The organism is Tumidithrix helvetica PCC 7403 (genome assembly GCF_965232925.1).
Taxonomy (GTDB): Bacteria; Cyanobacteriota; Cyanobacteriia; order Pseudanabaenales; family Pseudanabaenaceae; genus Tumidithrix; species Tumidithrix helvetica.
Map to the genome: position 1 here is coordinate 114,953 of NZ_CBDDRA010000011.1, position 25,709 is coordinate 140,661.

Annotated in this window: 17 protein-coding genes; 12 read left to right on the forward strand and 5 right to left on the reverse strand. The window is 48.1% G+C overall.

Going from position 1 to position 25,709, the window contains the following annotated elements; all coding sequences use genetic code 11:
• Positions 1–25 precede the first annotated feature (25 nt).
• Positions 26–9,949 (forward strand): esterase-like activity of phytase family protein, encoded by a 9,924-nt coding sequence (locus tag ACP2WE_RS12150; RefSeq protein ID WP_425215814.1) that lies wholly within the window; start codon positions 26–28, stop codon positions 9,947–9,949.
• 217 nt (positions 9,950–10,166) lie between these two features.
• Positions 10,167–10,898 carry a peptidylprolyl isomerase gene (locus tag ACP2WE_RS12155; RefSeq protein WP_425215815.1) on the forward strand — a complete coding sequence of 244 codons (732 nt, stop codon included), beginning with the start codon at positions 10,167–10,169 and terminating at the stop codon, positions 10,896–10,898.
• A gap of 56 nt (positions 10,899–10,954) precedes the next feature.
• Here the strand turns inward: ACP2WE_RS12155 and moaC are convergent, their stop codons facing one another.
• The gene (gene moaC, locus ACP2WE_RS12160) at positions 10,955–11,440 is read right to left on the reverse strand and encodes a cyclic pyranopterin monophosphate synthase MoaC (RefSeq protein ID WP_425215816.1); all 486 of its coding nucleotides are present in this window, start codon (positions 11,438–11,440) and stop codon (positions 10,955–10,957) included.
• A 147-nt stretch (positions 11,441–11,587) separates the two neighbouring features.
• On the opposite strand from moaC, the gene tsaE reads away from it, so the two are divergent.
• Positions 11,588–12,223 carry a tRNA (adenosine(37)-N6)-threonylcarbamoyltransferase complex ATPase subunit type 1 TsaE gene (gene tsaE / locus ACP2WE_RS12165; RefSeq protein ID WP_425215817.1) on the forward strand — a complete coding sequence of 212 codons (636 nt, stop codon included), beginning with the start codon at positions 11,588–11,590 and terminating at the stop codon, positions 12,221–12,223.
• Here tsaE and tatA read toward each other — a convergent pair.
• Entirely contained in the window at positions 12,189–12,413 is a 225-nt protein-coding gene (tatA, locus tag ACP2WE_RS12170) for a twin-arginine translocase TatA/TatE family subunit (RefSeq protein ID WP_425215818.1), read from the reverse strand. The two genes, tsaE and tatA, sit on opposite strands and share 35 nt — an antisense overlap.
• A gap of 95 nt (positions 12,414–12,508) precedes the next feature.
• On the opposite strand from tatA, the gene ACP2WE_RS12175 reads away from it, so the two are divergent.
• From ACP2WE_RS12175 to ACP2WE_RS12205, 7 genes are all read left to right on the forward strand, one after another.
• On the forward strand, positions 12,509–13,036 hold the full coding sequence (locus ACP2WE_RS12175) for a hypothetical protein (protein ID WP_425215819.1): 528 nt from the start codon (positions 12,509–12,511) through the stop codon (positions 13,034–13,036).
• Positions 13,037–13,264: 228 nt separating this feature from the next.
• The gene (locus ACP2WE_RS12180) at positions 13,265–13,750 is read left to right on the forward strand and encodes a tellurite resistance TerB family protein (protein ID WP_425215820.1); all 486 of its coding nucleotides are present in this window, start codon (positions 13,265–13,267) and stop codon (positions 13,748–13,750) included.
• Between the two features lies 1 nt (position 13,751).
• On the forward strand, positions 13,752–14,447 hold the full coding sequence (locus ACP2WE_RS12185; RefSeq protein WP_425215821.1) for a Crp/Fnr family transcriptional regulator: 696 nt from the start codon (positions 13,752–13,754) through the stop codon (positions 14,445–14,447).
• A gap of 212 nt (positions 14,448–14,659) precedes the next feature.
• On the forward strand, positions 14,660–16,042 hold the full coding sequence (gene murC / locus ACP2WE_RS12190) for a UDP-N-acetylmuramate--L-alanine ligase (RefSeq protein ID WP_425215822.1): 1,383 nt from the start codon (positions 14,660–14,662) through the stop codon (positions 16,040–16,042).
• A 42-nt stretch (positions 16,043–16,084) separates the two neighbouring features.
• A complete protein-coding gene (murB, locus tag ACP2WE_RS12195; protein ID WP_425215823.1) occupies positions 16,085–17,008 on the forward strand; it encodes a UDP-N-acetylmuramate dehydrogenase in 924 nt (307 codons plus the stop codon).
• 177 nt (positions 17,009–17,185) lie between these two features.
• Complete coding sequence (psbA, locus tag ACP2WE_RS12200) at positions 17,186–18,268, forward strand: photosystem II q(b) protein (RefSeq protein ID WP_425215824.1); 1,083 nt, start codon at positions 17,186–17,188, stop codon at positions 18,266–18,268.
• 142 nt (positions 18,269–18,410) lie between these two features.
• Positions 18,411–21,257 carry a GUN4 domain-containing protein gene (locus ACP2WE_RS12205; RefSeq protein ID WP_425215825.1) on the forward strand — a complete coding sequence of 949 codons (2,847 nt, stop codon included), beginning with the start codon at positions 18,411–18,413 and terminating at the stop codon, positions 21,255–21,257.
• Positions 21,258–21,374: 117 nt separating this feature from the next.
• On the opposite strand, the gene ACP2WE_RS12210 is transcribed toward ACP2WE_RS12205, so the two are convergent.
• Positions 21,375–22,121 carry a transposase gene (locus ACP2WE_RS12210; protein WP_425215826.1) on the reverse strand — a complete coding sequence of 249 codons (747 nt, stop codon included), beginning with the start codon at positions 22,119–22,121 and terminating at the stop codon, positions 21,375–21,377.
• A gap of 78 nt (positions 22,122–22,199) precedes the next feature.
• The gene (locus ACP2WE_RS12215) at positions 22,200–22,508 is read right to left on the reverse strand and encodes a hypothetical protein (RefSeq protein ID WP_425215858.1); all 309 of its coding nucleotides are present in this window, start codon (positions 22,506–22,508) and stop codon (positions 22,200–22,202) included.
• Between the two features lie 339 nt (positions 22,509–22,847).
• Between ACP2WE_RS12215 and ACP2WE_RS12220 the strand changes: the two genes are divergently transcribed.
• Complete coding sequence (locus ACP2WE_RS12220) at positions 22,848–23,408, forward strand: Uma2 family endonuclease (protein ID WP_425215827.1); 561 nt, start codon at positions 22,848–22,850, stop codon at positions 23,406–23,408.
• Positions 23,409–23,410: 2 nt separating this feature from the next.
• Positions 23,411–24,418, forward strand: a complete 1,008-nt coding sequence (locus ACP2WE_RS12225) for a tocopherol cyclase family protein (protein ID WP_425215828.1) — start codon at positions 23,411–23,413, stop codon at positions 24,416–24,418.
• 205 nt (positions 24,419–24,623) lie between these two features.
• Here ACP2WE_RS12225 and ACP2WE_RS12230 read toward each other — a convergent pair whose 3' ends face one another.
• On the reverse strand, positions 24,624–25,619 hold the full coding sequence (locus tag ACP2WE_RS12230) for a ribose-phosphate pyrophosphokinase (protein WP_425215829.1): 996 nt from the start codon (positions 25,617–25,619) through the stop codon (positions 24,624–24,626).
• Positions 25,620–25,709 lie beyond the last annotated feature (90 nt).

Sequence of the window (25,709 nt, forward strand, 5' to 3'; positions counted from 1 at the left end):
TCAAGCTAGAGAGAATAATTTAACCATGGCACCTACAATACTGAACTCAGGTGATGTCGCGTTTCTGAGTCTTATCGCGGATAATCCTGACACCTTCTCTTTTGTTCTACTGGCAGACATTGATGCTGGGACTATTATTAATGTTACAGATAATGGCTGGCTATCTACGGGTTCTTTGCGAACGGGTGAAGGTGTTTTGCAATATGTTGCACCCACCGCTCAAACTGTGGGAACCGTAATCTCATATGTTGATGGAGGCACAAACACTGGCTGGACTAATATCAGTGGTGGCACAAGTTTTGCTTTATCAACATCTGGGGACTCCTTAATTGCTTTTCAGGGCGAGCTTACTGGTTCTGGTAGTGCAACCACTAGTGTTTCGCCCTCAGTCTTAGCAGCATTAACCATCAACCGTTCTACCTTTGATGCGAATGCAACTAGTTCTAATACCTCGGCTCTACCAAATGGATTGACCGTTGGTGTTAATGCAGTTGCAGTCGGTCAGGCTTCTTCTGAGTTTGACAATTCACGCTACACGGGACCAACTACGTTTGCATCAGTAGCTGAAGCGAGAACTGCGATTAATACCGCAAGTAACTGGACTGGAAGCGATACTGCGACCACTAATTTCAGTGGCATTTTTAGTATTGGGGCTTCCACAAATCCTATAGTTAACTTATCCGTTAGTACTAGTGTCGGCTCGGAAACTGGCACAACAGTAATTACACTTGAAGCGATCGCATCTAGTGCAGTTACTGGCGATCAAACCCTTACGATTGCTGTAAATGGACTAGGTATTACTACAGGCGACTATACGCTCAGTAATAATGTCATTACGATCGCGAATGGTGCTACCACAGGATCTGTCACCTTTACAGTTGTGGATGATGTTTTATCTGAAGGTACAGAAACTGCAACTTTAAGCATTAGCAACCCATCTTCAGGAATTTCTTTAGGTAGCACTACTTCTTTAAATATCACGATCGCCGATAACGATGTCGTAGCTGGTGCAATTCGGATTCATGATATTCAAGGTGCGGGTCATATTTCCGCCTATGCAGGGCAAACTGTAACGGGTGTTGAAGGTATCGTCACAGCGATCGCCTCAAACGGTTTCTATTTGCAAGATCCCAACCCAGATGCCAATGATGCTACTTCAGAAGGGATTTTTGTATTTACATCTTCTGCCCCAACGGTACTTGTAGGCGATTCCGTATTAGTTAGTGGAAATGTATCTGAGTTTCGTCCTGGTGGCTCTGCCGCAAACCTGACAATCACTGAGATTGTCAGCCCCGTAATCACGAAGCTCTCTAGTGGTAATGCTTTACCTGCTGCAACGATTCTTGGCAATGGCGGACGGTCGATTCCCAATCAGATTATTAGTAATGACGCAGCTAGCGGCAGTGTTGAGAATGCTAGTACTGTATTCGATCCCGCTCAAGATGGCATTGACTTCTACGAAAGCTTAGAAGGAATGCTGGTGCAGGTAAACAATCCCGTAGCAACTTCACCAACCGCAAACTTTGGATCGTCTGAAGAAATCTGGGTATTAGCAGACAATGGAGCTAATGCTACCAGCCTCACTAGCCAAGGTGGTAGCTTGATTACAGCTAGCGACTTCAACCCTGAACGGATTCAGATCGACGATCTAAACAGTTCCTTGGTGTTGCCTGATGTGAACGTTGGTGCTCAGCTTAGCTCGATCACTGGAGTTGTCAACTACGATTTCAACAATTATGAAGTTTTGGTTTCAACTGCGCCAACGGTGGTGCAACCCTCCACTTTACAAAAAGAGGTCACGAACCTCACAAGCAGTGCCACGCAATTGACGGTGGCAACCTTCAATGTGGAAAACCTCGATCCTAGTGATACGTCGTTTAATGCGATCGCCAGTGCAATTGTCGCCAACATGAAGTCCCCCGACATCATTAATCTCGAAGAGATTCAGGACAATAATGGCGCAACGAACGATGGCACGGTTGACGCAAATGAAACCCTGCAAAAGCTGATTGACGCGATCGCAGCCGCAGGCGGGCCTACTTACGAATATCGTCAAATTAACCCAGTTAATAATCAAGATGGTGGCGAGCCTGGTGGCAACATCCGCGTAGCGTTCTTGTTTAATCCTAATCGCGTCAGTTTTGTGGAAGGTTCATTGGAGCGCTTGACCGATACTAACCTTGCTGACGGTGATGCTTTCGCTAGCAGCCGCAAACCTCTCGTGGGCAAATTTGTCTTTAACCAGCAGGAAGTGACTGTGATTGGGAACCACTTCAACTCTAAAGGCGGCGATCAACCCTTATTTGGACCTAACCAGCCACCGGCATTAAACAGCGAAGCGCAACGCAACCAGCAAGCCACCATCGTCAAAGATTACGTGCAAGGTTTGCTAGCAACCAATCCGAGTGCGAATATCGTTGTTGCAGGTGACTTGAATGATTTTGAGTTCTCTAATCCCCTTACCATTTTAGAAAGTGGTGGATTGAACACGCTAGTCGAAACTCTGCCAGCCAACGATCGCTACACCTATAATTTTCAGGGTAATGCCCAAGTGCTAGATCAGATTTTGGTGAGCAACAATCTCAGCAACAAACTAGATGGGTTTGATGTTGTTCATATTAACTCTGAGTTTGCCGATCAAGTTAGCGATCACGATCCGAGCGTTGCTCGTTTCAATCTCCCAGCTCCCAATCAAGCCTCTTATACCTTGCAACTGCTGCACTACTACGGTGAGAGTGGGCTACTCGGTGTCGAAACTGCTCCGATCATGGGCGCGCTAATCGACAAGTTCGATGACCAATACAGCAATACTCTAGTAATTGGTGAAGGCGATAGTTATATTCCCGGTCCTTGGTTGGTTGGCGGTTCCGACCCTTCCTTGAATGCAGTACCTGGAATCGGCAGCACTGCACTCGGTCGTCCTGATATTGCGATCATGAACGCTTTTGGAACTGATGTTTCAGCACTGGGCAATCATGAGTTCGATCTTGGTTCGCCAGTTTTGCAAAGTGCGATCGCACCCTCAGGGGCTTGGACTGGCGCACAGTTCCCTCTGATTACATCCAATTTAAATTTCAGTGCTGACAGTTCGTTGCGCGGACTTGCTGATGCCTCGCTTGGTGGCACAGCAACGAATGCCTTTGCTGGTCAGGAAGCCTCAGCCATCAAGGGCAAGATCGCGCCCTATACTGTAGTTACCCAAGGTGGAGAGAAGATCGGTATCGTTGGCGCTACGACCTACGACCTTTTGAGTAAGACTTCGCCTAATGGCACTGTACCAAAGGATGATGGCATCCCATCTACCGACGACTTGCAGGAAGTTGCTGCCTATATTCAAGCTTCAGTGGACGCACTGAAAGCACTAGGTATCAACAAGATTGTCATGGTGGATCAGCTAGACACGATCGAACGCAACAAAGCTCTTGCTCCATTGGTTTCTGGCATCGACGTCATGATCGCTGGCGGCGGTCACGAACGTTTGGGTGATGCCACTGATATGGCAGTTGGCTTCAACGGACACTCTGCCGACTTCGTCGATACTTACCCGATCGTCACCGCAGGATCTGATGGCAAGACCACGCTGATCGTCACCACCGACACCGAATACTCCTATCTCGGTCGCTTAGTCGTAGATTTTGACGCAAATGGCGAGATTATCCTCCCAAATCTCGATCCATTAATTAATGGAGCTTATGCTTCGACCGAAGCTAACCTACAGGCTGCCTATGGCACGACCCAAACAGCCGATGAGATTATTGCCAGTAGCACGATTGGCTCCAAGGTTGATGCCATCACTGACGCAATTAACAATGTGATCGTCTCCAAGGACGGCAATATCTTTGGCTACACCAACGTTTATTTGGAAGGCGATCGCGCCTTTGGTCGAGCGCAGGAAGTCAATCTCGGAGACATTACTGCCGATGCCAACTTATTCAAGGCAAAAGAAGCCCTTGGTAATGATGCTGTTCTGATCTCCTTAAAGAATGGCGGCGGTATTCGGGCTTCAATCGGTGCGATCGGTGAAGATGGAGAAAAGGAACCACCATCTGCCTCTAGCGTGAAGCCTGCTGGAGCGATCTCGCAACTCGACGTTGAGAATGCACTGCGTTTCGACAATAAGCTGATGGTGTTTGATACGACTGCTCAGGGGCTGCTAAACATACTGAACTATGCGGCTGGACTTGCCCCTGGCAATGGTGGCTACGCACAGCTTGGCGGCATTCGATTCTCCTACGATCCTACAAAATCCGTAGGTGCAAGAGTACAGGACGTGGCGATCTATGACCTTGACGGTAGTCTTGTCGCGAAGGTTGTGGACAATGGAGTGATATTACCAAGCGCACCCGCAACGATCAGTGTTGTGGTGCTTAACTTCACTGCAAATGGTGGTGATGGCTATCCAATTAAGGCAAATGCCGATAATTTCCGCTATTTGCTGAACGATGGCACGCTGTCAGCGCCGATTAACGAGGCTTTAGACTTCACGGCTGTAGCAAATGTACCTGCTAATACCCTCGGCGAACAGAAGGCATTTGAAGACTTCCTACGGGAATTCCACGGTACGCCGCAAACTGCTTACTCCGTCGCCGACACTTCTGCCTCACTAGATCAGCGCATCCAAAATCTAGCTGTGAGACAAGATGAAGTATTCACAAATGTAGCGAACTACAATTTCACGAACCTCCCAACCCTTGGTACAACGTCTAGTGGTCAAGAGCTTTTGTTAGGTGGTTTCTCTGGTTTGTATTTCCAAGGACTCGCCGACAATGGCAACCTCAAGTTTGTCACTAACACCGATCGCGGACCAAATGGCGATCCGACAGGACCAAATAGACCATTTTACTTGCCTGACTTCCAACCCGAAATCGTCAGTTTTGAGCTTAACCGCAGTACAGGCGAAATCATGATTACTAACCGTACTGGTTTATTCCGTCCCGATGGTACAACTCCATTAACAGGATTGCCTAACCTGCAAGCGGGGCCGAATGGAACTGCCTACACCGATGAAATTGCCGTTGATTTGAATGGAGCGGTTTTACCAAACGATCCTTTGGGTGCTGATTTAGAAGGGATTGTCGTTGCGGCAAATGGTGATTATTGGATGGTGGATGAATATCGTCCTGCCATTTATCACTTTGATGTGAATGGCAAACTGCTCGATCGCTTTATTCCTGAGGGTACTGCTGCTGCGCCAAATCCCGATGCACCTGATGGAACCTTTGGTACGGAGGCTTTGCCAGAAGTCTACGCTCAACGTCGCAATAACCGAGGCTTTGAAGCGATCGCACTGGAAGGCAACAAACTCTATGCCTTTATTCAGAGCGCGATCGACAATCCTGATAATGCTGGCGATACGACTTCCAGAAACTCCCGCAATTTGCGTATTTTGGAGTTTGATACGGTTTCCGAAACTGTGACTGGCGAATACATTTATCTCCTAGACAGTATTTCAGCAAGCGGTAATGCCAAAACCGACAAACTAGGCGATGCTGTTTCCCTGGGTAATGGCAAATTTGCCGTTGTCGAACGCGATGACCTTGCGACTTCTGCCTCCAATAAATTGATTTATCAAATTGATTTGAGCGCAGCCACCAATATCTACAATGCTAGCTTTACCTTCCCCGCAGGCAAGACTACGATCGAGCAACTCACTCCTGACGAACTCGCCAGCGCAGGTATTAATGTCGTCTCAAAGAGCCTGATTGCCAATGCTGCTCAATACGGTTACACAGGTGTAGAAAAGCTCGAAGGTCTGGCGCTGATTGGACCAAACCAACTGGCTCTGATTAATGACAACGACTTTAACGTTTCTGGGAATTCACCAACTGAGAAGCTTGGAATTCTTGAGTTGAGCAAATCCCTACCTGTTTCGGCGATCGACTTTAGCGGAGCTAACTACTCCGTTACCGAAGGCAATGGCTCTACAACGGCAACCGTTCGTATCACTAGAACAGGAGATCTATCGGGTACTAGTACTGTAGAACTGCAATTGAATGATGGTACGGCAACAGGCAGCGTGATTCCGCCTACTTATGCTCAAACCAAAGGAGCCAGCAGTTCTGCAACTCCATATCTAGTCCCCGCAGCCCCGGGTGTTAGCTTTACATCAATTCTGACAGTGGGCGACAGCATCGGTGGCTATAAGATGGTCGGCATACCCGACGGTCTTGGTTCTTTTGACAACGGCGACGGCACCTTCACACTGTTGATGAACCATGAGATAGGTGGCGCTGTTGCCAACGGTTTAGCCAGCCCCTTAGGTTCCACCCGCGCTCACGGCAACGCAGGTGCCTTTGTCTCGCAGTGGACTATCAACAAGTCGGATCTTTCGGTCGTAAAGGTTGAAGACTTCCTAGCCGACGACATCAGCCTTTTCCTAAGCAACAACAACCCTTCCACAGGAACTGCCCACTCTGGCTTTTTGGCAGGCGACACCACCTTGATCAGCCGCCTCTGCTCGGCAGATTTGGCAGCACCTGGAGCTTATCTATACAAAGCCGCCGATGGCACCGTCTACGGAACCACAGCCCGCATCTTCCAGAGCGGCGAGGAATCTGGAGGCATTGCTAGCGGATTTGCGTCAGGCATCTCTGGCGATCTCGGCCTAGAGGGAACTGTCCACTTCGGTCGGCAGTTCGCGTTCGTTGCCACTGACGACCCCAACACTGCTCAAAACGATACCCGCACCGCTTATGAGCTACCCCATGCTGGGCTGTTCTCATGGGAGAACAACTTGGCTAACCCCTATGCCCAGCGCAAGACCATCGTCGCTGGCATGGACGACAGTACTGGTGGTCAGGTCTACTTCTGGATTGGCGAGAAGCAAACAACTGGCAATGTTGTCGAGCGAGCAGGACTGACCCGTCAAAGCGATCGCGACAATTTGTACGTCGTTCGGGTAGACAATCTGATACCTGATGCTACTGGAGCCACAAACGAAATTCGGGATGTTCCACTTAGCGGTCAGTTCTCTCTACAGAAAGAAGGCGATGTATCTGGGCTTACGTTTGCAGAGCTTGAAGGTCTGAGTGATAGCAAGGGAGCTACTCAGTTCTTCCGTCCTGAAGATGGCGTTTGGGATCCTAATAATCCCAGAGACTTCTACTTTGTCACAACTGATCGCTATGACCAAGTCAAGGATGGGGTCGGAACTCAGGTTGGTCGCAGCCGCCTCTATCGCCTTCGATTCGACGATATCACCCAACCCGAACTCGGAGGTACGATCGAGGCTCTGCTCGATGGCAGTGAGGCTGGGAACATGTTTGACAATATGACCATGGATCGCTACGGTCACATTCTGATTCAGGAAGATGTTGGCAATCAACAGCACCTTGGCAAAATTTGGCAGTACGACATTGCTACCGATACCCTCAAGCTAATTGCACAACATGACCCAGCTCGTTTTGGTGATATTGGGGTTCCTGCTGTGGCTCCCTTTAGCCAAGATGAAGAGTCCTCTGGCATCATTGATGCTCAAGATATTCTCGGTGCGGGTTGGTTCTTACTGGACGTTCAGGCTCATTACCCGCTTCCTGGGGAACTGGTAGAGGGCGGGCAGCTTCTTGCCTTCTTTAATCCCGATACTTATGCCTCTTCGTTACTGGACTACAACAACGCGCCAATTACAGTTACTTTTGCTCCTGGCGAAACATTCAAGGATGTGCAGATTCCAATTTTTGGAGATACCAATCCTGAAAGTGATGAAACAATTAAGCTGAGTCTCAAAAACCCCAGCCCTGGCACATTGGTAGGTATCAATCAACCCACGGCGGTCTTGACAGTTTTGAATGATGATGTCAATAGCGCCCCAGTTCTGACGGGCACTCCTGCAATCCTTGCTGCTGGAACAGAAGACACAACCTACAAGATCTCGGCGGCAGACCTGCTAGCTGGCTTTACAGATGCTGATTACGATTTCCTCCTTGTATCCGATCTGACGGCTACCAACGGTACGTTAATCAACAACGGCGATCGCACCTATAGCTTCACACCAAATGCTAACTTCAACGGTACGATCGACCTGAGTTACAACGTCATCGATGGCAAGGGTGGTTCTATTGCGGCAACTCAATCCTTCGCGATCGCTGCCGTTAACGACGCACCAGTTCTCATCGCAGGAGATCTCACCCGCAAAATCAGTGGCAACCTCAGCCAGGCGATCTCTGGGATTAGCATCAGCGACATCGATGGAGGCGAAACACCCAATGCTACGGTTCAAGTCACGCTCAGCGCAACCAAAGGCGTTCTCACCCTAGGCACGATCGCTGGATTAACAGGAACTACCACTGGCAGCAACATCACCTTTAACGGCACGATCGCTGATATTAACGCAGCCCTAGCAACCCTTACCTACCAAGGCAATCCGAATGTCTTCGGACTTGGTGCAGATACGATTAACCTTACTGTCAACGACCTAGGCAACACTGGCAGCGGTGGTTCTTTGACGGATAGTAAAGCGATCGCTCTGAACATTTACAACACCCAAAACGGCACGAGTGGCAACGACATTTTCGCTGCTACGCCTTATCCCGACGAAATCCTTGCTGGAGATGGAAGCGATCGCGTCATTGCCGATATCTTCAACCTCCAACAAAACGACATTCTCGACGGTGGCACTGGCAGCGATCGGCTGACGATCTTTGGTGGTACCTCCTCTGACAATCTCACGCTCAATATCTCAGATACTGGCGTCGATCTACTTACGGGTCTTCCCAATCTCAGTGGGACCACTATTAATAATTTCGAGATCTTTGATTTCAGCAATTTCCTTGGTAGTCTCACTGCCACAGGTAGCAGTCAAGCCGACGAAATTCTCGGAGGCTTTGGCAACGATATCCTCGATGGTGGTGCGGGGAATGACAAGCTCAAAGGTGGGACGGGCGACGATCGTTATATTGTCGATTCCACAGGTGACATCGTAACGGAGCTAGCAAACGAAGGTATCGATACCGTTCAATCGAGCGTCAACTGGATACTGGGTAATAATCTAGAAAATTTGACGCTGGCTGGTAACGCCATTTCGGGTACGGGTAACAGCCTAAACAACATCATGATTGGTAACAACCTTAACAACACGCTCAGTGGTGGAATAGGTGACGACACCCTCGATGGTGGTTTAGGCGCTGACAGCATGAATGGCGGGTTAGGTAACGATACCTACATCGTCGATAACATTAATGATGCCATCACTGATTTTTTAGGGATGGATACTGTGTTCTCTAGCATTGACTGGACTTTGGGTAGCAACTTAGAGAATCTCACCCTCACGGGTGCTGGCGATATCAACGGAACTGGCAACAATCTCAAAAATGCGATTGCTGGCAACAGTGGCAACAACATTCTCAATGGTGGAACCAATGCTGACTCCCTTATCGGCAGTGCTGGTGATGATACCTATATCGTCGATAACACAGGCGATCTAGTCACCGAGTTGACCAACGAAGGAACAGATACGATTCTTTCGAGTGTTACCCGTACGTTGGAGGCAAATGTGGAAAACCTCACCCTGACAGGAACCAGTTCTATCAGCGGCATTGGTAACGATCTTGACAACACGCTCCTAGGAAATAGCGGCAACAACACCCTCACTGGTGGGTTAGGTGCAGATATGCTTGTTGGCGGGAAAGGCAATGACACGCTCAACTTGGGGCTCAATGATGTCGCTGTTGATAAGGTTGTCTACAACCTCGGCGATGGCAGCGACTCAGTGAATCAATTCATGCGCGGGCTCGGAGGAGATCTCCTCCAGTTCAACGGAATTGCTGCCGTTGATGTGCGAACGGTTAATGGCAATACACAGTTCCGTCTAGGTGATGGCGTTACTGGTAATGCTGGGTTTGGTAGTGGTTCGCTCTTGCTAACGTTGAATGGAGTCAATGGGTTTACGGCTGGCAATATTAACGACAATATCTTAGTTGGCTCAACTCCCACAGTCTTCCAATTTAGCTAAAATCCCATAGCAGTCCCATTCGTGCAGTTCCTCGGATTTTTAGCAGTCCTATTGGAATTGAGAAATTAGCTGGTTTAGATCCCCGACTTTTTCTGAAAAAGTCGGGGATCTTGCATTTACGAATGTAAAATACATGGGTAGAGCTTGCTGAAAAAGGTGGAACCCCTGAAAAAGCTAGTTTTTCAAGAGCCTGTACAGTCCGAACCTCTCTTAGCCCATGATGACCCAAGACGCTACCGCAGGACAAGCAGATATATTTCTCGCTCAGTTAGCGATCTATCGCTTACTGCCTACCTTTAAGCGAGAATCTGCAATCGATCGCGCGATCGCCAACCTTAGTCTCAGTCCAGAAGAAATTAACCTAGCCTTACAACAGTTTCAGCAGCGCTATCAATTAACGACACAGGAAGCCTTACAGAATTATTGCCGCGTTTATAACTTAACCGATCGACAATTACAGGCAATCGCCCTACGCGAATTTAAAGTCGAAAAATTTAAGCAGAAAACTTGGGAAAATCGCCTAGAATCAACCTTTTTGAATCGCAGAGCCACCCTAGATCGAGCTGTCTACTCCTTGATTCGCCACAAAAATCCCGAGCTTTTGCAAGAACTTTTCTTTCGCATTCAAGAAGGAGAGCAATCCTTTCACGAACTTGCATCTCTATACTCGCAGGGGGTTGAAACCCAAACAGGAGGAATGATTGGACCTATAGCGCTCAGTAAACTGCATCCACTTATGGCAGAGAAACTCCGCAACAGCCGTCCGCAACAGATACATCCTCCGTTTCTGTTAGAGGAATGGTTTGTGATCTTGCGGCTAGAGAAATTCCTACCCGCACAATTTGACGAGCAGACCAAGCACATTTTACTCAATCAACTGTTTGAGGAATTTTTGCAGGAACAAAATACAGCGCCGATCGGCAATTCCCCTACACTGTCACCAAATTAATCGCTGCAAACTGCGAAACCTCACCCGCATCATTTTTGCGTCAAAGCCAGAAGTCTTTATTGAAAATCAAAGTCTTCAGATTTGCCACCACTTTTATGGATGAGTCTGACGTTAGAAATCACCATCGTTTTTTCTAGCGCTTTAGCCATATCGTAGATCGTCAGCGCCGCAACGGTCGCAGCCGTGAAAGCTTCCATCTCCACGCCTGTCTCAGCTTTGGTCGTTACCTCTGCTTCAATTTGATACCCTGGGATGTTTTCATCTAAAAGAATACGAACATCAATACCCGTAAGAGGTAGAGGGTGACAGAGAGGAATTAAGGTGGCAGTATGCTTGGCAGCCATGATCCCTGCTAGTCGCGCTGTACCCAAAACATCCCCTTTTTTAACATCCCCCGCCTGAATGGCATCGAGAGTTGTAGTCTTCATGGAAATTTCACACACCGCGATCGCGCGTCTTAGGGTTTGCGGCTTGTCAGAGACATCAACCATGCGAGCAGTACCAGTTGAGTCGAGATGTGTGAGGGCTTGAGCAGATGTCATAAACAGAAGTACGTTAAATGCGACAAGATAAGCGTGACTAGGGTAGAAAGCTACGTGAAAGAACTAAGCAAAAAGCTAAAATTCAGAAAAAGGCAAAAAAGCTACATGTAAATCATTCTGCCCCTGCTTATTTTGCCACCTTACCGTATGACTAAACCATCAGATCGACTTAACCAGTCCATAACAATTCAAATCGATCGCTTAGCGACCACCCAAGCGATCGCCCAGCAACTTGCCAATTTACTCCAGCGTGGCACAATCCTGTTGCTAGAAGGCAACCTCGGCAGCGGGAAAACCACTTTTGTCCAAGCACTAGGCAAAGGTTTAGGCATTCAAATACCCATTACTAGCCCCACATTCACGCTCATTGACGAATATGACTGCGGGCGCATCCCCCTCTATCATATCGATCTCTACCGTCTTGAGGGCGAACAAATTTACCACCTCCACCTCCAAGAATATTGGCGCGGTCATGATTTTCCCTTGGGTGTGGTAGCGATCGAATGGTCAAATCGACTCCCCCAATTGCCCGAACATTATATAAAAATTGAGCTAGCGATCGCGCCTGAAATTTGCGCTCAGGACCCGCTAAAAGACAACGCCACATCAGCAAGCTTAAAAGATGCTGCACCAAGTATTGGAGTAGATTTAGAAGAAATTGAGCTCGATCCCCAAAGCGATCGCCAGATTACATTTACGATTTGTGGCAGCCAGTACGAGACAATTCAACAGTTTGTCAACTCGTTACCTACTCCACATCCTCTTTCAAAGCGGCAGACTTAAGCACTTCCGTAGAACGCGTTGATGGCTCGACTGTTTCTACTTTTTTATCTGAGCTTTGCCTAAACTCATCTCGAAACCCCTGTACGGTTTTTCCTAAGCTTTGCCCAAGCTCTGGTAATTTCTTTGCCCCAAAAATGGCGATCGCCACCACTGAAATCACAGCAACTTCAGGCCAGCCAATACCAAACATGTGATGTACCCCTCTTGATTCAATATTGAGATCTGCTATGCTCTCTATTCTCTACGCAAAATGAATTTAGTAAACTTAGTTTTTATTTTGTTCCTATGGAGTCAGTCATTACTTGGGCACTTGGTGGTACTTCCCCCGACACTGAAACCAATCTGGCACGCATTGCCCAGTGGTGGTCAGATTTAGCAGGGCAAGAAATTATCTGGAAACAACGTCCAATTCCTGCAAGTGGTAATCCCCAAGACATTAGTTGGGATCAGCAAAAATTTGATGAAACCTTTGCGATCCAGACACCACAACTGCGAGGGATCACGCTTTACTGGCGTAAGCCCACAGCTGAAGAGGAACGTAACATTACCGTCTCGAAACTCGAACTCGATCTATTTAACCAACAGCTAGATATATTTCCTGCGTCGGGCAATAACTATCAAATTCGGCTGACCCTACCGAAAATTGTCTACCAAGCGATCGAGCTAAACAATCCTCAATTTGGTTGCGTGACCGCACCGAATGGCAATGCTGTGGTTTTATTTCGAGACGATAGCCAAAGGCTAGATGTGAAAATCAATCTTGATGCAGCAAACTTGACACTTTTACAGCAAAAGTTGGCACAAAATAGCTAAGACGATTTCTAAAAATTGAAACACCCAATCATTTGACTTTGACTTCGCTCAGCTAGCGTTGGCTGAGTCAGGATAGTTTTAGGGAAATTATCCAACCTAATCGTTACCTAATCGATATAGACTACATTACATATTTTGTTTAAGTTTGAAATTCTTTCATGAATCTTAAACCTCGGTTTAGCTTATGATTTCACTTAGTTGCAGGTCCTAAGGAGTTAAAGCTGTATTATGCCCACCCAACCATTACCCCCTCCGATTAATCCTCGCCAGATGGACATCTTGCGTGCCGTGGCAGCAATGGCTTGGGCTGATGGACAGTTAGAACCTGATGAAATTAGACTCATGTTAGATGAGTTTGTGGTTCTGTTTGCGAAGTCAGAGGCGGAAAAACCCACCTTAAAGCAAAGTTTACGAGAATATTTCGATCAAAATTTGCCCTTAGATGAAATAATTCCTCAAATCAAACGGGTCGAAGATCGTAAGTTAGTGCTTCGCCTTGCTTATCAGGTAATTCAGGCGAGTCGTCGTCGTCCTGACGAACCTAGGGTAAATCTCGATGAAGCTGCCGCATACCAAAGGCTTGTGCGTATGTTGGACTTATCCGCAGATGACGTAGCAGATATTGAAGCGTCTGTAATTCCTACAGATGAAACTCAATCTACAGGCATCATTAAAGCCTTAGCCGCAAGATTGCACAATTTAATCAGTAGCTAGTATGCCCGATTTCCCAGATTCTCAGCAGAAACTTCTTTCCGCACCTTTCTTCTTAGGGCTACCAGAAGCTGCTTCAGCTCGTGCCACAGCTCATATGGTGGCAAGATCGCATCCTGCCGATCAGGTGATTCTTTTGGAAAACGATTGGGGCAACTCGGTCTATTTTATTCTAAGTGGTTGGGTTAAGATCCGCACCTATAACCTTGATGGCAAAGAGGTTACGCTTAATATTCTGGGGTTTGGTGAAATGTTTGGCGAGATGGCTCCCCTCGATCAAGTCCCCCGTTCCACAGACGTAATTACACTAACGCCTTCCACAATCGGTAGCTTACCTGCTTCCGACTTTGTGCGGCTGATTGAGACTGAACCGATCGCTGGCATCCATCTGGCGCGGTTAATGGCAAAACGGCTGAGACAGGTAAATCGTCGCCTGCGGTTGCGGGAAGCAGACAGTACCTCACGGGTTGCCGATGTCTTACTCTTCCTTGCTGAAGGTCAAGGTATTAGAGATAGCGCAGGGTTTTTAGAAATTCCGAATTTACCCCATCGCGAACTGAGCAGCCTCAGCGGTCTAGCTAGAGAAACCGTTACAAGGGTTTTGGGTAAATTAGAGCGCAAAAATCTGATTCAGCGAGATCCGCACCGAGATGTACTCTGCATCACAAATCCGCAAGGCTTAGAAGCTTTGATGGTCTAGCGTTCTGTCAAGAATTTTTTGAGGGTTTTCAACTCCTCAAAAAGCACACCCAAAAAGTTTTCTAGATTCCTTATACTCATCAACTAATCGTTGACGGACTACTAGGTTGCGAGCGATTGATAGGCTAACTGCGGGTGAAATCAACCGCAAAATGGCTGTATGTAAAAATTCTTGTTATGATGTAGCACGTTGTTGGTGCATGAGGAGTATAAATGCTGAGTCCAGTTGATTTCAGCGGTAGACCGTTTCACTTTATTGGTATTGGTGGCATCGGGATGTCTGCGATCGCTCATATCTTAGTGAAACAGGGGTTTTCAGTATCTGGATCAGACTTAAATACAAACCGAGTCACGGCACAATTACAGGAACTAGGCGTAAATATTTTTCAAGGGCATCACGCCGAAAACATCGACCCCAAAAACCCGCCCCAAGTGGTTTGTTCGACAGCGATCGGTCAGCAAAATCCTGAATTTCAAGCAGCGACCTTGCTAGGATTGCCGATTTTACATCGCTCGGACTTACTAGCGGCTCTGATCGGTCGATATAAAAGTATTGCTGTCGCTGGGACGCATGGTAAAACCACGACCAGCAGTTTAGTTAGCTACCTATTTTTAAAAGCCAACCTCGATCCAACCATCATCGTGGGTGGAGAAGTGGGTGCTTGGCAAGGCAATGCCCGACTAGGACTGGGAGCCTATCTGGTTGCTGAAGCCGATGAGTCCGATGGCTCACTGGTTAAGTTCGCGCCCCATGTTGGTGCGATCACAAATATCGAACTCGACCATCCCGATCATTACGATAGTGTCGAGCAGGTGATTGCGATTTTTCAAGAATTCGCTCAACGCTGTCAGGTTGTCGTCGGTTGTCTTGATTGTCCCAACGTGAGATCGCACATTCGATCGGATATTACCTATAGCCTGTCCGATCCAAAGGCAGATTATACGGTGACAGAGGTGGAATACCTAGCTGGCAATACCAAAGCCGTTGTCTTAGAAAAGGGCAAGCCCCTCGGTCAAATTTCGCTACAAATTTTAGGTCAGCATAACTTGAGTAATGCCCTCGCCGCGATCGCAGTGGCGCGATATGTCGGCATCGAGTGGGCAGATATAGAGGCAGCGCTACCAGAGTTTATTGGGGCAAATCGTCGGTTTGAGGTAAAAGGCAGACAGGATGGCATTATCTTTGTGGATGACTACGCGCACCATCCCAGTGAAATCCTTGCCACGCTGGCTTCGGCAAAGCGGCAGAGTCAAAGCAAGGTTATAGCCATTTTTCAACCGCACCGTTATAGCCGCACTACGAGGTTTTTAACTGAGTTTAGTCAGGCATTTGGGGATGCCGATCGCGTTATCGTCACGGATATTTATGCGGCGGGTGAGCGCAATGAAACCAATATCACGGGGCAAGAAGTAGCCGATGCGATCGCGACTTTTCATCCTGATGTGCATTATCAAGACTCTCTGAGTGCGGTTCAAGCTTTTTTAGTTAAAAATCTAAAAGCGGGCGATTTGGCAATTTTTCTAGGGGCAGGCAATCTCAACCAAATTATTGCACCGACGATTCAAGCAATGGCGGCCTGCTGTCCCTCAAAATAGAGCACCCAAACCTATCTCCAATCCATCAATTTAGTCCTGGGTATGATTACCGATTTGCCAGCCGATCTTAAAATCTCAGCCGATGTACCTCTAGCCAGTCTGACATCGATGCGCGTCGGTGGTCCTGCCGAATGGTTTATCTCACCGCGTCACACAGCGGAACTGGCAGCTAGTTTGGTCTGGGCAAGGGAAAAGAATTTGCCCATTACGCTGATTGGTGCGGGTAGTAACTTATTGATCAGCGATCGCGGCTTACCTGGCTTAGTGATTTGCACGCGCTACCTGAGAGGGTTTGAGCTTGACGAGCAAACTGGGAAATTGACCGCTGCGGCGGGTGAACCTGTCGCAAGACTGGCTTGGCAAGCAGCAGCAAAGGGCTGGGCTGGGTTTGAGTGGGCTGTGGGTATCCCAGGTACAGTGGGTGGTTTGGTGATTATGAATGCAGGGGCTCAGGGTGGCTGTGCGGCGGACTGCGTGATCGGCACCGAGACAGTTGATACGACTGGGCAGATCGAGCAACTCACACCCGATGACTTGAACTTTAGCTACCGTAGTTCGTCATTGCAATACAGTGACGAGGATGCGATCGCGGGTAAAATCATGCGAATTGTCACTGGGGCAACGATTCAACTTACCCCGGGCTTCGAACCTGAAAAAATTACAGCAGTGACCTCTGACCACCTTAAATATAGGCATACAACCCAGCCTTATAACTTACCGAGTTGCGGCAGTGTGTTTCGGAATCCCTATCCCCATGCAGCGGCAAGACTGATCGAGCAAGCGGGTTTAAAGGGATACCAGATTGGTAACGCTCAAGTGGCTCAACTCCATGCCAATTTCATCCTCAATCGCGGTGGTGCTACGGCCAACGACATTTTTCAATTAATTCAATACATTAAAGCCAAAGTAAAGCAGCAATGGTCGGTAGATCTAGAAACCGAAGTCAAGATGCTAGGTCATTTCTAAGCTCGATCTTTTCAAAATTAGAATTTTTGATGTATTTACCCTACTTGACAAATCGGATGGGGATCGGTCATTAGACAGAGATCGATCGGATGTATTTACAAAAATCCTTAGATCCTCTACCTTAGTAGGTAGGGTGAAAGCCCAGATAAATACTTAATTCATTAGGAATCATTCAACATGACCACTACAGTACAAAGACGCGAAAGCGTTAGTCTGTGGGATCAATTTTGCAACTGGATTACCAGTACTGAAAACCGCCTCTATGTAGGTTGGTTTGGCGTATTGATGATCCCTTGCTTGATCGCTGCAACTTCATGCTTCGTCATTGCCTTCATTGCCGCACCTCCCGTTGACATCGACGGTATTCGCGAACCCGTATCAGGCTCCTTGCTATACGGCAACAACATGATCTCTGGCGCGGTTGTACCTTCCTCTAACGCCATTGGCTTGCACTTTTACCCTATTTGGGAAGCAGACAGCCTTGACGAGTGGCTCTACAACGGTGGTCCTTACCAGTTTGTAGTTTTCCACTTCATCATCGGCATTTGCTGCTGGATGGGTCGTGAGTGGGAACTCAGCTACCGTCTAGGTATGCGTCCTTGGATCGCTGTAGCTTACAGCGCTCCTGTTGCTGCTGCTCTAGCTGTTTTCTTGATTTATCCTTTGGGTCAAGGTAGCTTCTCTGATGGTATGCCTTTGGGTATCTCTGGTACGTTCAACTTCATGATCGTATTCCAAGCCGAACACAATATCCTGATGCACCCCTTCCACATGTTGGGCGTAGCAGGCGTATTCGGTGGCAGCTTATTCAGCGCCATGCACGGTTCGCTCGTAACCTCCAGCCTCATTCGTGAGACCACCGAGAACGAGTCCGCCAACGCAGGATACAAATTTGGACAAGAAGAAGAAACCTACAACATCGTTGCAGCCCACGGCTACTTCGGTCGTTTGATCTTCCAATATGCTTCATTCAACAACAGCCGTAGCTTGCACTTCTTCTTGGCACTATGGCCAGTAGTCGGCATCTGGTTCACCGCTTTGGGCGTCAGCACCATGGCATTCAACCTAAACGGCTTCAACTTCAACCAATCGATCCAAGACAGCGAAGGACGCGTCGTACCTAGCTGGGCAGACGTAATCAACCGCGCTAACTTGGGTATGGAAGTCATGCACGAAAGAAATGCACACAACTTCCCTCTCGACTTGGCTGCTGTTAATGTTTCTCCAGTTGCTCTAACGGCTCCTGCGATCGAAGGCTAATCGTTTCCTAAACTCGATTAATCTTCAAAAAAGACCTCCCCTAGTGGGAGGTCTTTTTTGATTGGATAGGCGATCGCAACATGAAATTTCCGCGATCGCCTTTATCATAGGAAAATCAAACCATACTTGGTGAGGCGGCAGCATGGTGGACGGTTGGTTGGTATTTGCTGGATTGACGGAACTCGCAAAAGAGGTTCTCGGCAAGCTTGGCGAGGAGGTGCTCAAAGACTACGTTAAGGATCTTTTTAAAGATAGCCTCAAAGGTGCGGTCGCATCGCTGGAGCCAAAAGCCAAGCTCAAGGTAATTGCTGAGGCACTCAACGAGTTTGTCAGAATTGTGGAAACAGCTCTATATAACTCAGAGGATGAGGATCTTACCGAAGCGATCGTCAGAGATTCCTATTCTGCCTATCTCGTGCCGTTTTTGCGGGAAGCACGCATACGCGAGATCTTGGTCAAGCCCTTCGATCGCCAGTGTCGCAGTTTCGACGATCGCCAAGTAGCGACATTGGCAACCTGCTGGGACGAGTTACCCGCAAAACTGAAACCCACCAAATTCAATCCCTTTCGTTCCATGCCCCAAGGATTTAACTGGGCAGATGTGGCGCGAGATTACGTCAAAGCCGTGAAGACACTGGTGAAAAAGAATGCCGAACTGAGGGCAATTCTAGAAGCAGAAAACCTTGAGGCGATCGCGGACAGTTTGCAAGCCACACAACCGATTGTGGCAGGATTCGATCTGGGGCAGTACCGTCGGGTATTGCGGCAGCGTTATGGCAATCTCGAACTGGAAACCCTCGATCTCTATGCCGAACATGCGGGTATGGAACTGTGGAGAATCTTTATTCCCCAAAATGCCCGTGAAGTCCATCGCGCCTTGCCTAAGTTTTTTGAACTGCCCAGAGATCTGCTCCAGCAATGGCTAGAAAGTGGGGAGATGGATGCAGAGATGGCAACGTGCGATCCGCGTGCCCTCGCAGAATTTCGCGAACAAGAAACTCGCCCCATTCTAGAGGTTTTGGCGGACGAGAAATGCCCGATCGCTGTGGTGCTAGGCGATCCAGGGGCGGGGAAATCGACGCTGTTACGTTATTTGGCGGTGCGATGGGCGATCGCCGATCCGACCGAAAACACCCCATTGCCTCTGTTGGTGGAACTGCGCTCCTATGCCGAAAGCCGCAGGCAAAATCTATGCACAGGAATTTTAGATTTTTTCGATCGCGGCACCAATCTTCTCTGGCGCTGCGATCGCCATGTACTGCACGAGCGTCTGCAAGAAGACAATGTGCTGGTGATGTTCGATGGGCTAGACGAGGAGTTCGATCAAGGGCGGCGCGAAAATCTAGTATCGGAGATCGTGCGGTTTGCCTCGGAGTATTCCAAGGCGCGAATTGTTGTAACCTCTCGCATTATTGGCTATAAGTTTCAGCGGTTTCGCGATGCTGGGTTTCGTCATTTCTTACTGCAAGATTTGGACGAACCACAGATCGAGGAGTTTTCGCAAAAATGGCACGAGATTGCGTTTGCGGATGAGAGCAAACGGGCAGAGCGGCGCGATCGCTTACGCACTTCGATCTCAAATTCTCGTTCTTTGCGAAATCTGGCGGGAAATCCTTTGCTGCTAACCATGATGGCGATTATCAACCGCAATCAAGAATTGCCGCGCGATCGCACGGATTTGTACGACCAAGCGGCGCGGGTGCTGCTGTACCAGTGGGACGTGCAACGCGCCCTCGAAGATGCGGAAATGCAGACAATCGACTATGCCGATAAGCGGGCGATGTTGCGTCTGGTTGCCCATAAAATGCAAGCCAGCGACAAAGGACTGGCGGGCAATATCATGCATGGTGAAGAGATCGAAGAGATTTTCTTTGGCTATCTCGCAGCCAAGGGGTTCTCTGACCCCAAGGGCAAGGCATGGAAAATTCGCGATCGCTTGCGCTGTCGTAACTTCATTCTCTGCGATCAAGGCGGCGATTATTACGGCTTTGTGCATCGCACGTTTTTAGAATATTTTTGCGCTACGGAGTTTGCCGATCGCCTCAGCCGACGCGGACTCTCTGGTGGTATGGACGAAACCGAACTGGTGCGCGATGTGTTTGGACAACACTGGCAAGAGGAAGCATGGCATGAAGTCCTGCGTCTGATTGCTGGCTCGATCGCCCCAGAGTTTGCTGCACAGGCGATCGAATATCTGTTAACCTGCAATCCCGCCATCCCCGAACATCGCAACGAAATCGGTCATCTGCAAAAGCAAGGCGTGACTCATTTGCTGCTCGCGGCAAGTCTCTTGGCAGAGGTGCGCGATCGCAATACGATTGCGGATACGGCAACCAAATTACTCGACACCATGAAAAGTCTCGCCGAGGCAACTCTTGGCGTTGAGGCAGCGATCGCGGTTGCCTCAGCCATGAAGCAAACATGGGGCGATGACCCCGCCGTAATGCGTTGGCTGAATACCTGCTCGGATGAGCCCATTCCCGATACGCTCGATGACCTTAGCTCTGACAAAGGTGTTGACTACAGCAAACTGCGCGACCTACTGGCAGCTTGCGAATGGCAAAAAGCCGACTATGAAACCTATTTGGTGATGCTGCAAGTGGTTGGACGCAAAGAGGGCGACTGGATTCGGAGCGAGGAATTTGAAAAGTTTCCTTGCAAGGATCTGCACACGATCGATCGCCTGTGGGTAAAATATAGCCAAGGTAAATTTGGCTTTAGCCAGCAAAAAACGATCTGGCTCAGCGTCGGCGGTAATCCTAAGGCTGATTTTGCAATCTACCAAACGTTCAGCACACAGGTTGGGTGGTATTCCATCAACAATTTCATGAATTCAACCCAAATCTACGCCATGACAGCACACCTTGGACTCACATCCCATCTCCCGTGGAACCCAAATCTACGCCATGACAGCACACCTTGGACTCACATCCCATCTCCCGTTGGGTATCTCCCGTGGCGTGGGTGGTGGGGTTTAAGGGATTTTTAGGGAGGTCTCTTCTCTCTCGCAGAGACTTGTAGACTGTAGCACATAGGGCTTTTGCCAGTTTATCAAGATTTATTTCGATGCCTTTGAGGACGAAACCATCAGTATTTCAGGGTTTTGTTATCTGGTACCGCAGGGTTGATATCCATTTGCCAAAATAAATTTTTCGGCGACCTGATGGACTTCATCTCGTCCTGCAATATCTGCGTCATCCCAAGGCAAACTCATCTGTCCTTTTGGTTTGGGTTTACCTCTGATCTTTAAGTCTGCTAACAGGCGACTGCCCCAGTGGTTTGTTCTTTCGGGTTTGGGCTTGGGTTTATACTTTTGGCAAAACAGACGGTACTTTGCCGCACAGGCTTCGAGCGTCGTTCCCAATTGCAAAAAGGCAGGATGCCATTGTGTCAAACCATCATCGCCGAGTCGATCGTGGATGCCATAGTTGCTGAATTCATAAAAAAAGCCCTGTTGCATTCCTGCCGCTTTCGGATTCGCGTGGATATAGCGCAATGTATTCAAAGCGCGACGCTTGTCGCTGGTGAGAAACTCACTGCTGTGGTAACGCTTCTCCCAAAAATGTCCCGTGCGGTTCAGCATTCGGTTAAAGCACATGGCAGTGTACCAGTTCAACCAGTGCATGATTTTGGATAATTCTTCAGCCCGTGAGGGTTCGAGCAAATAGTGAATGTGGTTGCTCATAATGCAAAGTGCATAAAGCTTAAATGGATATTTTGCCTTTGCTCGATTGATGGCGTACAAGAGTACCTCTCGGCATTCCAAACGCGTCAGGCGAAATTCCCGATTATTGCAACGCATGGTAACGTGGTAGCAAAATCCATCTTGCAGATTGCGTTTCTTTCTGGGCATAGCACCAAATCCTCCTGAATTGAAAGGCTCGTTGAGGTGATGCATTTGCCTAAATAGCTTTTGCATCCGCACAAAGATTTACTTCAGGCATTCCCAATCCTCTTCATCCACGATTGGGCTAACAATATCACCTAGAATTTCAACTTTCCCAGCTAGATGCGCTGGTGTTGTGCGCTTTGGCATTTTATTGGGGATTTCTCGATCGGGAGTAATTCCTTTTTGCTGTGCTTCAGCGTGATTTTCTGGGGAGACTGTTTGTAATGGAATAGAGATAGATTTGAGATAGAGGCTAACGATCGCTTCTAAGGCTTGACGATGTTCTAAAGTTGCGTTTTGGTATGCGTCAGCAATAGGTGCTTCGACTTCTAGGGTGATGGGTTTGAGCATAAATGTTAGTAGGGTTTAAGAATATTTTCAAATTCTTGTTTTTTGCCAGAAATTAAAGAACGTAAGCGATCGCTTAATTTGTCTTCGTTTCAATCGATCTAGCTCCCCAAATCTCCCAATTCTGGTGGACTTTAAGAATTTTTTTCCCCAGAATTGGGGGCTAGGGGGCAATAAACTTTTGATTTAATTGGGTTTGACGACTTGTGTGTACCGTAAGCTGACTGCTGATTTTGGGCGCGATCGCTGCAAATTCTAGTTTAACGCAACTATTTTTCTGTCAGAAGCGATCGCCATTATCATGGAGTTACTCAAGCGCATTATCTTAGCCCCCAGCTACCCATGTCTCCCCCAACCCTCCGATGGACAACCCGCGACCTTGAGGCGCTCCCCGATGACGAGTGGGTACGCCGCGAAATCATTGACGGAGAATTATTTGTGACTAGAGCACCACATTTTGGACACCAGCGTGCTGGTTTTCGAGTAGGCTACCTGCTCGAATTGTGGTCGGAATCAACTGGTTTAGGAACCGTAATACCGACACCGGGCGTAATTTATACAGATACGGATAATGTCATTCCCGATCTGGTGTGGGTTAGCCGCGATCGCTTAGCCTTACTCTTAGACGAAGCGGGACACCTGACAGGCTCGCCCGAACTCGTCATCGAAATTCTCTCCGAAGGCAGCACAAACGAACAACGAGATCGCTCTGCAAAGCTCAAACTCTACTCCCAACAAGGTGTATGCGAATACTGGATTGTGAATTGGCAACTAAAACAGGTTGAAGTCTATCTGCGCGAGGATGCAAAGTTAACCCTCATCGCCACGCTGTTCGAGAAGGATGAACTAACTTCACCTTTACTGCCGAATTTTTACTGCCGCGTAGCGCAGTTCTTCGTCTAACCGTGAAGCAAATTCCCCACAGTCACTATCACTGGAATCGAGGCGTCGGCAGGTTTTTTGAGGGTTGGTACTATCGGGTGACGCTGCCTGAAATCCACCAGTCCTTTGCCTTTATGTACGCGATCGACGATCCCCAAGGGCATACGCCCCATAGTGGAGGTTCCGTACAGGTTTTGGGGATTGACGACAAACAAATTTGGCGCACTTTCCCAAATACAAAAGATTTTCATGCAGACCGCGATCGCCTGTACTTAGAACACTGGAATCGCCGAGGCGAAGGTTATAGCGCCAGCGATCGCCACAACAAAGGCAGAATACGCGATCCCAGCACGGGTGAATTCTGCGATTGGAATTATCAAATGGTCAGTGTGGATGGCTGGGGCACTCCAAAGCGCCCCATAGCCACGATGGGTTTTTATTCCTATCTGCCTGTATTTGAACCTGGATGGCAGATCTTAATGGCAAGGGGTATGGCTACGGGTGCGATCGCATGGCAAGGCAAAACCTATGAGTTCGCGAATGCTCCTGCCTATATCGAAAAAAACTGGGGCAGATCCTTCCCAAAAAAATGGTTTTGGAGCCAGTGCAATGCCTTTCCAAACCATGAAGACCTGAGCATTACGGTAGCAGGCGGTATCCGCGAGCATTTTGGCATCGCAACCCAAGTGGCAATGGTTGGAATTCATTACCAAGGCAAGTTTTATAACTTCATGCCTGAAAATAGCGAAATTCACTGCAAGATTCAGCCTTGGGGAGACTGGCAGATCGAAGCCTACAGCAAAAATCAGCAGGTTGAAATTATTGCCAAAACCGAGGATCTGGGCACTTGGATTATGGTTCCTTCTGCTACAGGACTGAAATACCTCTGCCGCGATACGACCAAAGGTAGTCTTCAGGTCACATTAAAATCTCAAGGTCAAACCATCAAAGCCACGAGTCAGATCGCAGCCCTAGAAGTTGGTGGTGAGCCTTGGTCAGAACCTTGGGAGTTTAAGTCTGCCAAATTATGAGTGGAGAGGGTGAAGCATTTGGAGCATATAGCAATCCTATTTGATATATGAGAGATTTTTTCTACATAGACCTGTAGGGGCAATTCATGAATTGCCCCTACGCACAAATCATTTAGGATCGCTATAAGCTACTACAAACTAATGAGATTGACTCCCGAATGCTTCACCCCTACAGTTTCTGAAAATATTTATTTGATTTTCGGGTCTAACGAAACATACTACTGACGGAAGTATCTTCGTGAACGCGCCAGATGGTTTCGCCCAGTAAATCTGCTACAGACAAGACTTTTAGCTGGGGGAAATAGGAATCGCTAGGCACGGGAATTGTATTGGTGACAATAATCTCTTCAAATACACCGCTCGATAAACGTTCGATCGCTGGAGGAGAAAACACCGCATGGGTAGCACAGGCATAAACCTGCCTCGCACCTACTTTACGAAGTAGCTTAGCGGCCTCATAGATCGTCCCCGCCGTATCAATCATGTCATCCACAAGCACAGCGGTCTTACCTGCGACATCGCCGATCACATTCATCACTTCTGCGACATTATGACCTTGACGGCGTTTATCAATAATGGCGAGAGGCGAGTCATTTAACTTTTTCGCAAAGGCTCGGGCCCGAGCGACACCGCCCACATCTGGGGAAACCACAACTAAATCGGGTAAATTCTTTTTATTTAGGTAGTCAAACAAGACGGGGCTACCATAAACATGGTCGCAAGGAATATCAAAATAGCCCTGAATTTGGGATGAATGCAGATCCATAGCAATGATCCGACTCGCACCAGATTGCACGATTAAATTAGCAACCAGCTTTGCCGTAATCGATTCTCTGCCAGCGGTTTTGCGATCGGCACGGGCATAGCCGTAGTAGGGCAGTACCGCCGTAATCTGGCGTGCTGAAGCACGACGGCAGGCATCGATCATAATCAGCAGTTCGGTCAGATGATCGTTAACAGGACGGCAGGTGGGCTGAATTAAGTAAACATCACACCCCCGAATCGATTCCTGGACTTGAACGTATATTTCCCCATCCGCAAAGCTTTTGCGAACCATGGGACAGAGTCCCATCCCCAGATATTTAGCTATTTCCTGAGCTAGTGGTAAATTTGCAGAACCAGCGAAAAGTCTGAGTCTGTCTTCACTGCTAGTAATGGGTAATAAGCTAGATTTGTGTCTAGTCGTTGTTAATTGAGTCACCGCAGTTGAGTAAAACGTTACATTGGCAAGCTACCTATGTCTAAGATGTCAATCACAAGGTTAAACATAGCTAACTCATCTTAGCGCAAG

Coding starts and splice junctions, on each gene's coding strand:
- moaC (WP_425215816.1), bottom strand. CDS start 11,440: ATGACATCTGCTCAAGCCCTCACACATCTCGACTCAACTGGTACTGCT.
- ACP2WE_RS12205 (WP_425215825.1), top strand. CDS start 18,411: ATGGTGGACGGTTGGTTGGTATTTGCTGGATTGACGGAACTCGCAAAA.
- ACP2WE_RS12210 (WP_425215826.1), bottom strand. CDS start 22,121: ATGCCCAGAAAGAAACGCAATCTGCAAGATGGATTTTGCTACCACGTT.
- murB (WP_425215823.1), top strand. CDS start 16,085: ATGATTACCGATTTGCCAGCCGATCTTAAAATCTCAGCCGATGTACCT.
- ACP2WE_RS12180 (WP_425215820.1), top strand. CDS start 13,265: ATGCCCACCCAACCATTACCCCCTCCGATTAATCCTCGCCAGATGGAC.
- ACP2WE_RS12185 (WP_425215821.1), top strand. CDS start 13,752: ATGCCCGATTTCCCAGATTCTCAGCAGAAACTTCTTTCCGCACCTTTC.
- ACP2WE_RS12215 (WP_425215858.1), bottom strand. CDS start 22,508: ATGCTCAAACCCATCACCCTAGAAGTCGAAGCACCTATTGCTGACGCA.
- tatA (WP_425215818.1), bottom strand. CDS start 12,413: ATGTTTGGTATTGGCTGGCCTGAAGTTGCTGTGATTTCAGTGGTGGCG.
- ACP2WE_RS12150 (WP_425215814.1), top strand. CDS start 26: ATGGCACCTACAATACTGAACTCAGGTGATGTCGCGTTTCTGAGTCTT.
- murC (WP_425215822.1), top strand. CDS start 14,660: ATGCTGAGTCCAGTTGATTTCAGCGGTAGACCGTTTCACTTTATTGGT.
- ACP2WE_RS12175 (WP_425215819.1), top strand. CDS start 12,509: ATGGAGTCAGTCATTACTTGGGCACTTGGTGGTACTTCCCCCGACACT.
- psbA (WP_425215824.1), top strand. CDS start 17,186: ATGACCACTACAGTACAAAGACGCGAAAGCGTTAGTCTGTGGGATCAA.
- ACP2WE_RS12220 (WP_425215827.1), top strand. CDS start 22,848: ATGTCTCCCCCAACCCTCCGATGGACAACCCGCGACCTTGAGGCGCTC.
- ACP2WE_RS12155 (WP_425215815.1), top strand. CDS start 10,167: ATGATGACCCAAGACGCTACCGCAGGACAAGCAGATATATTTCTCGCT.
- tsaE (WP_425215817.1), top strand. CDS start 11,588: ATGACTAAACCATCAGATCGACTTAACCAGTCCATAACAATTCAAATC.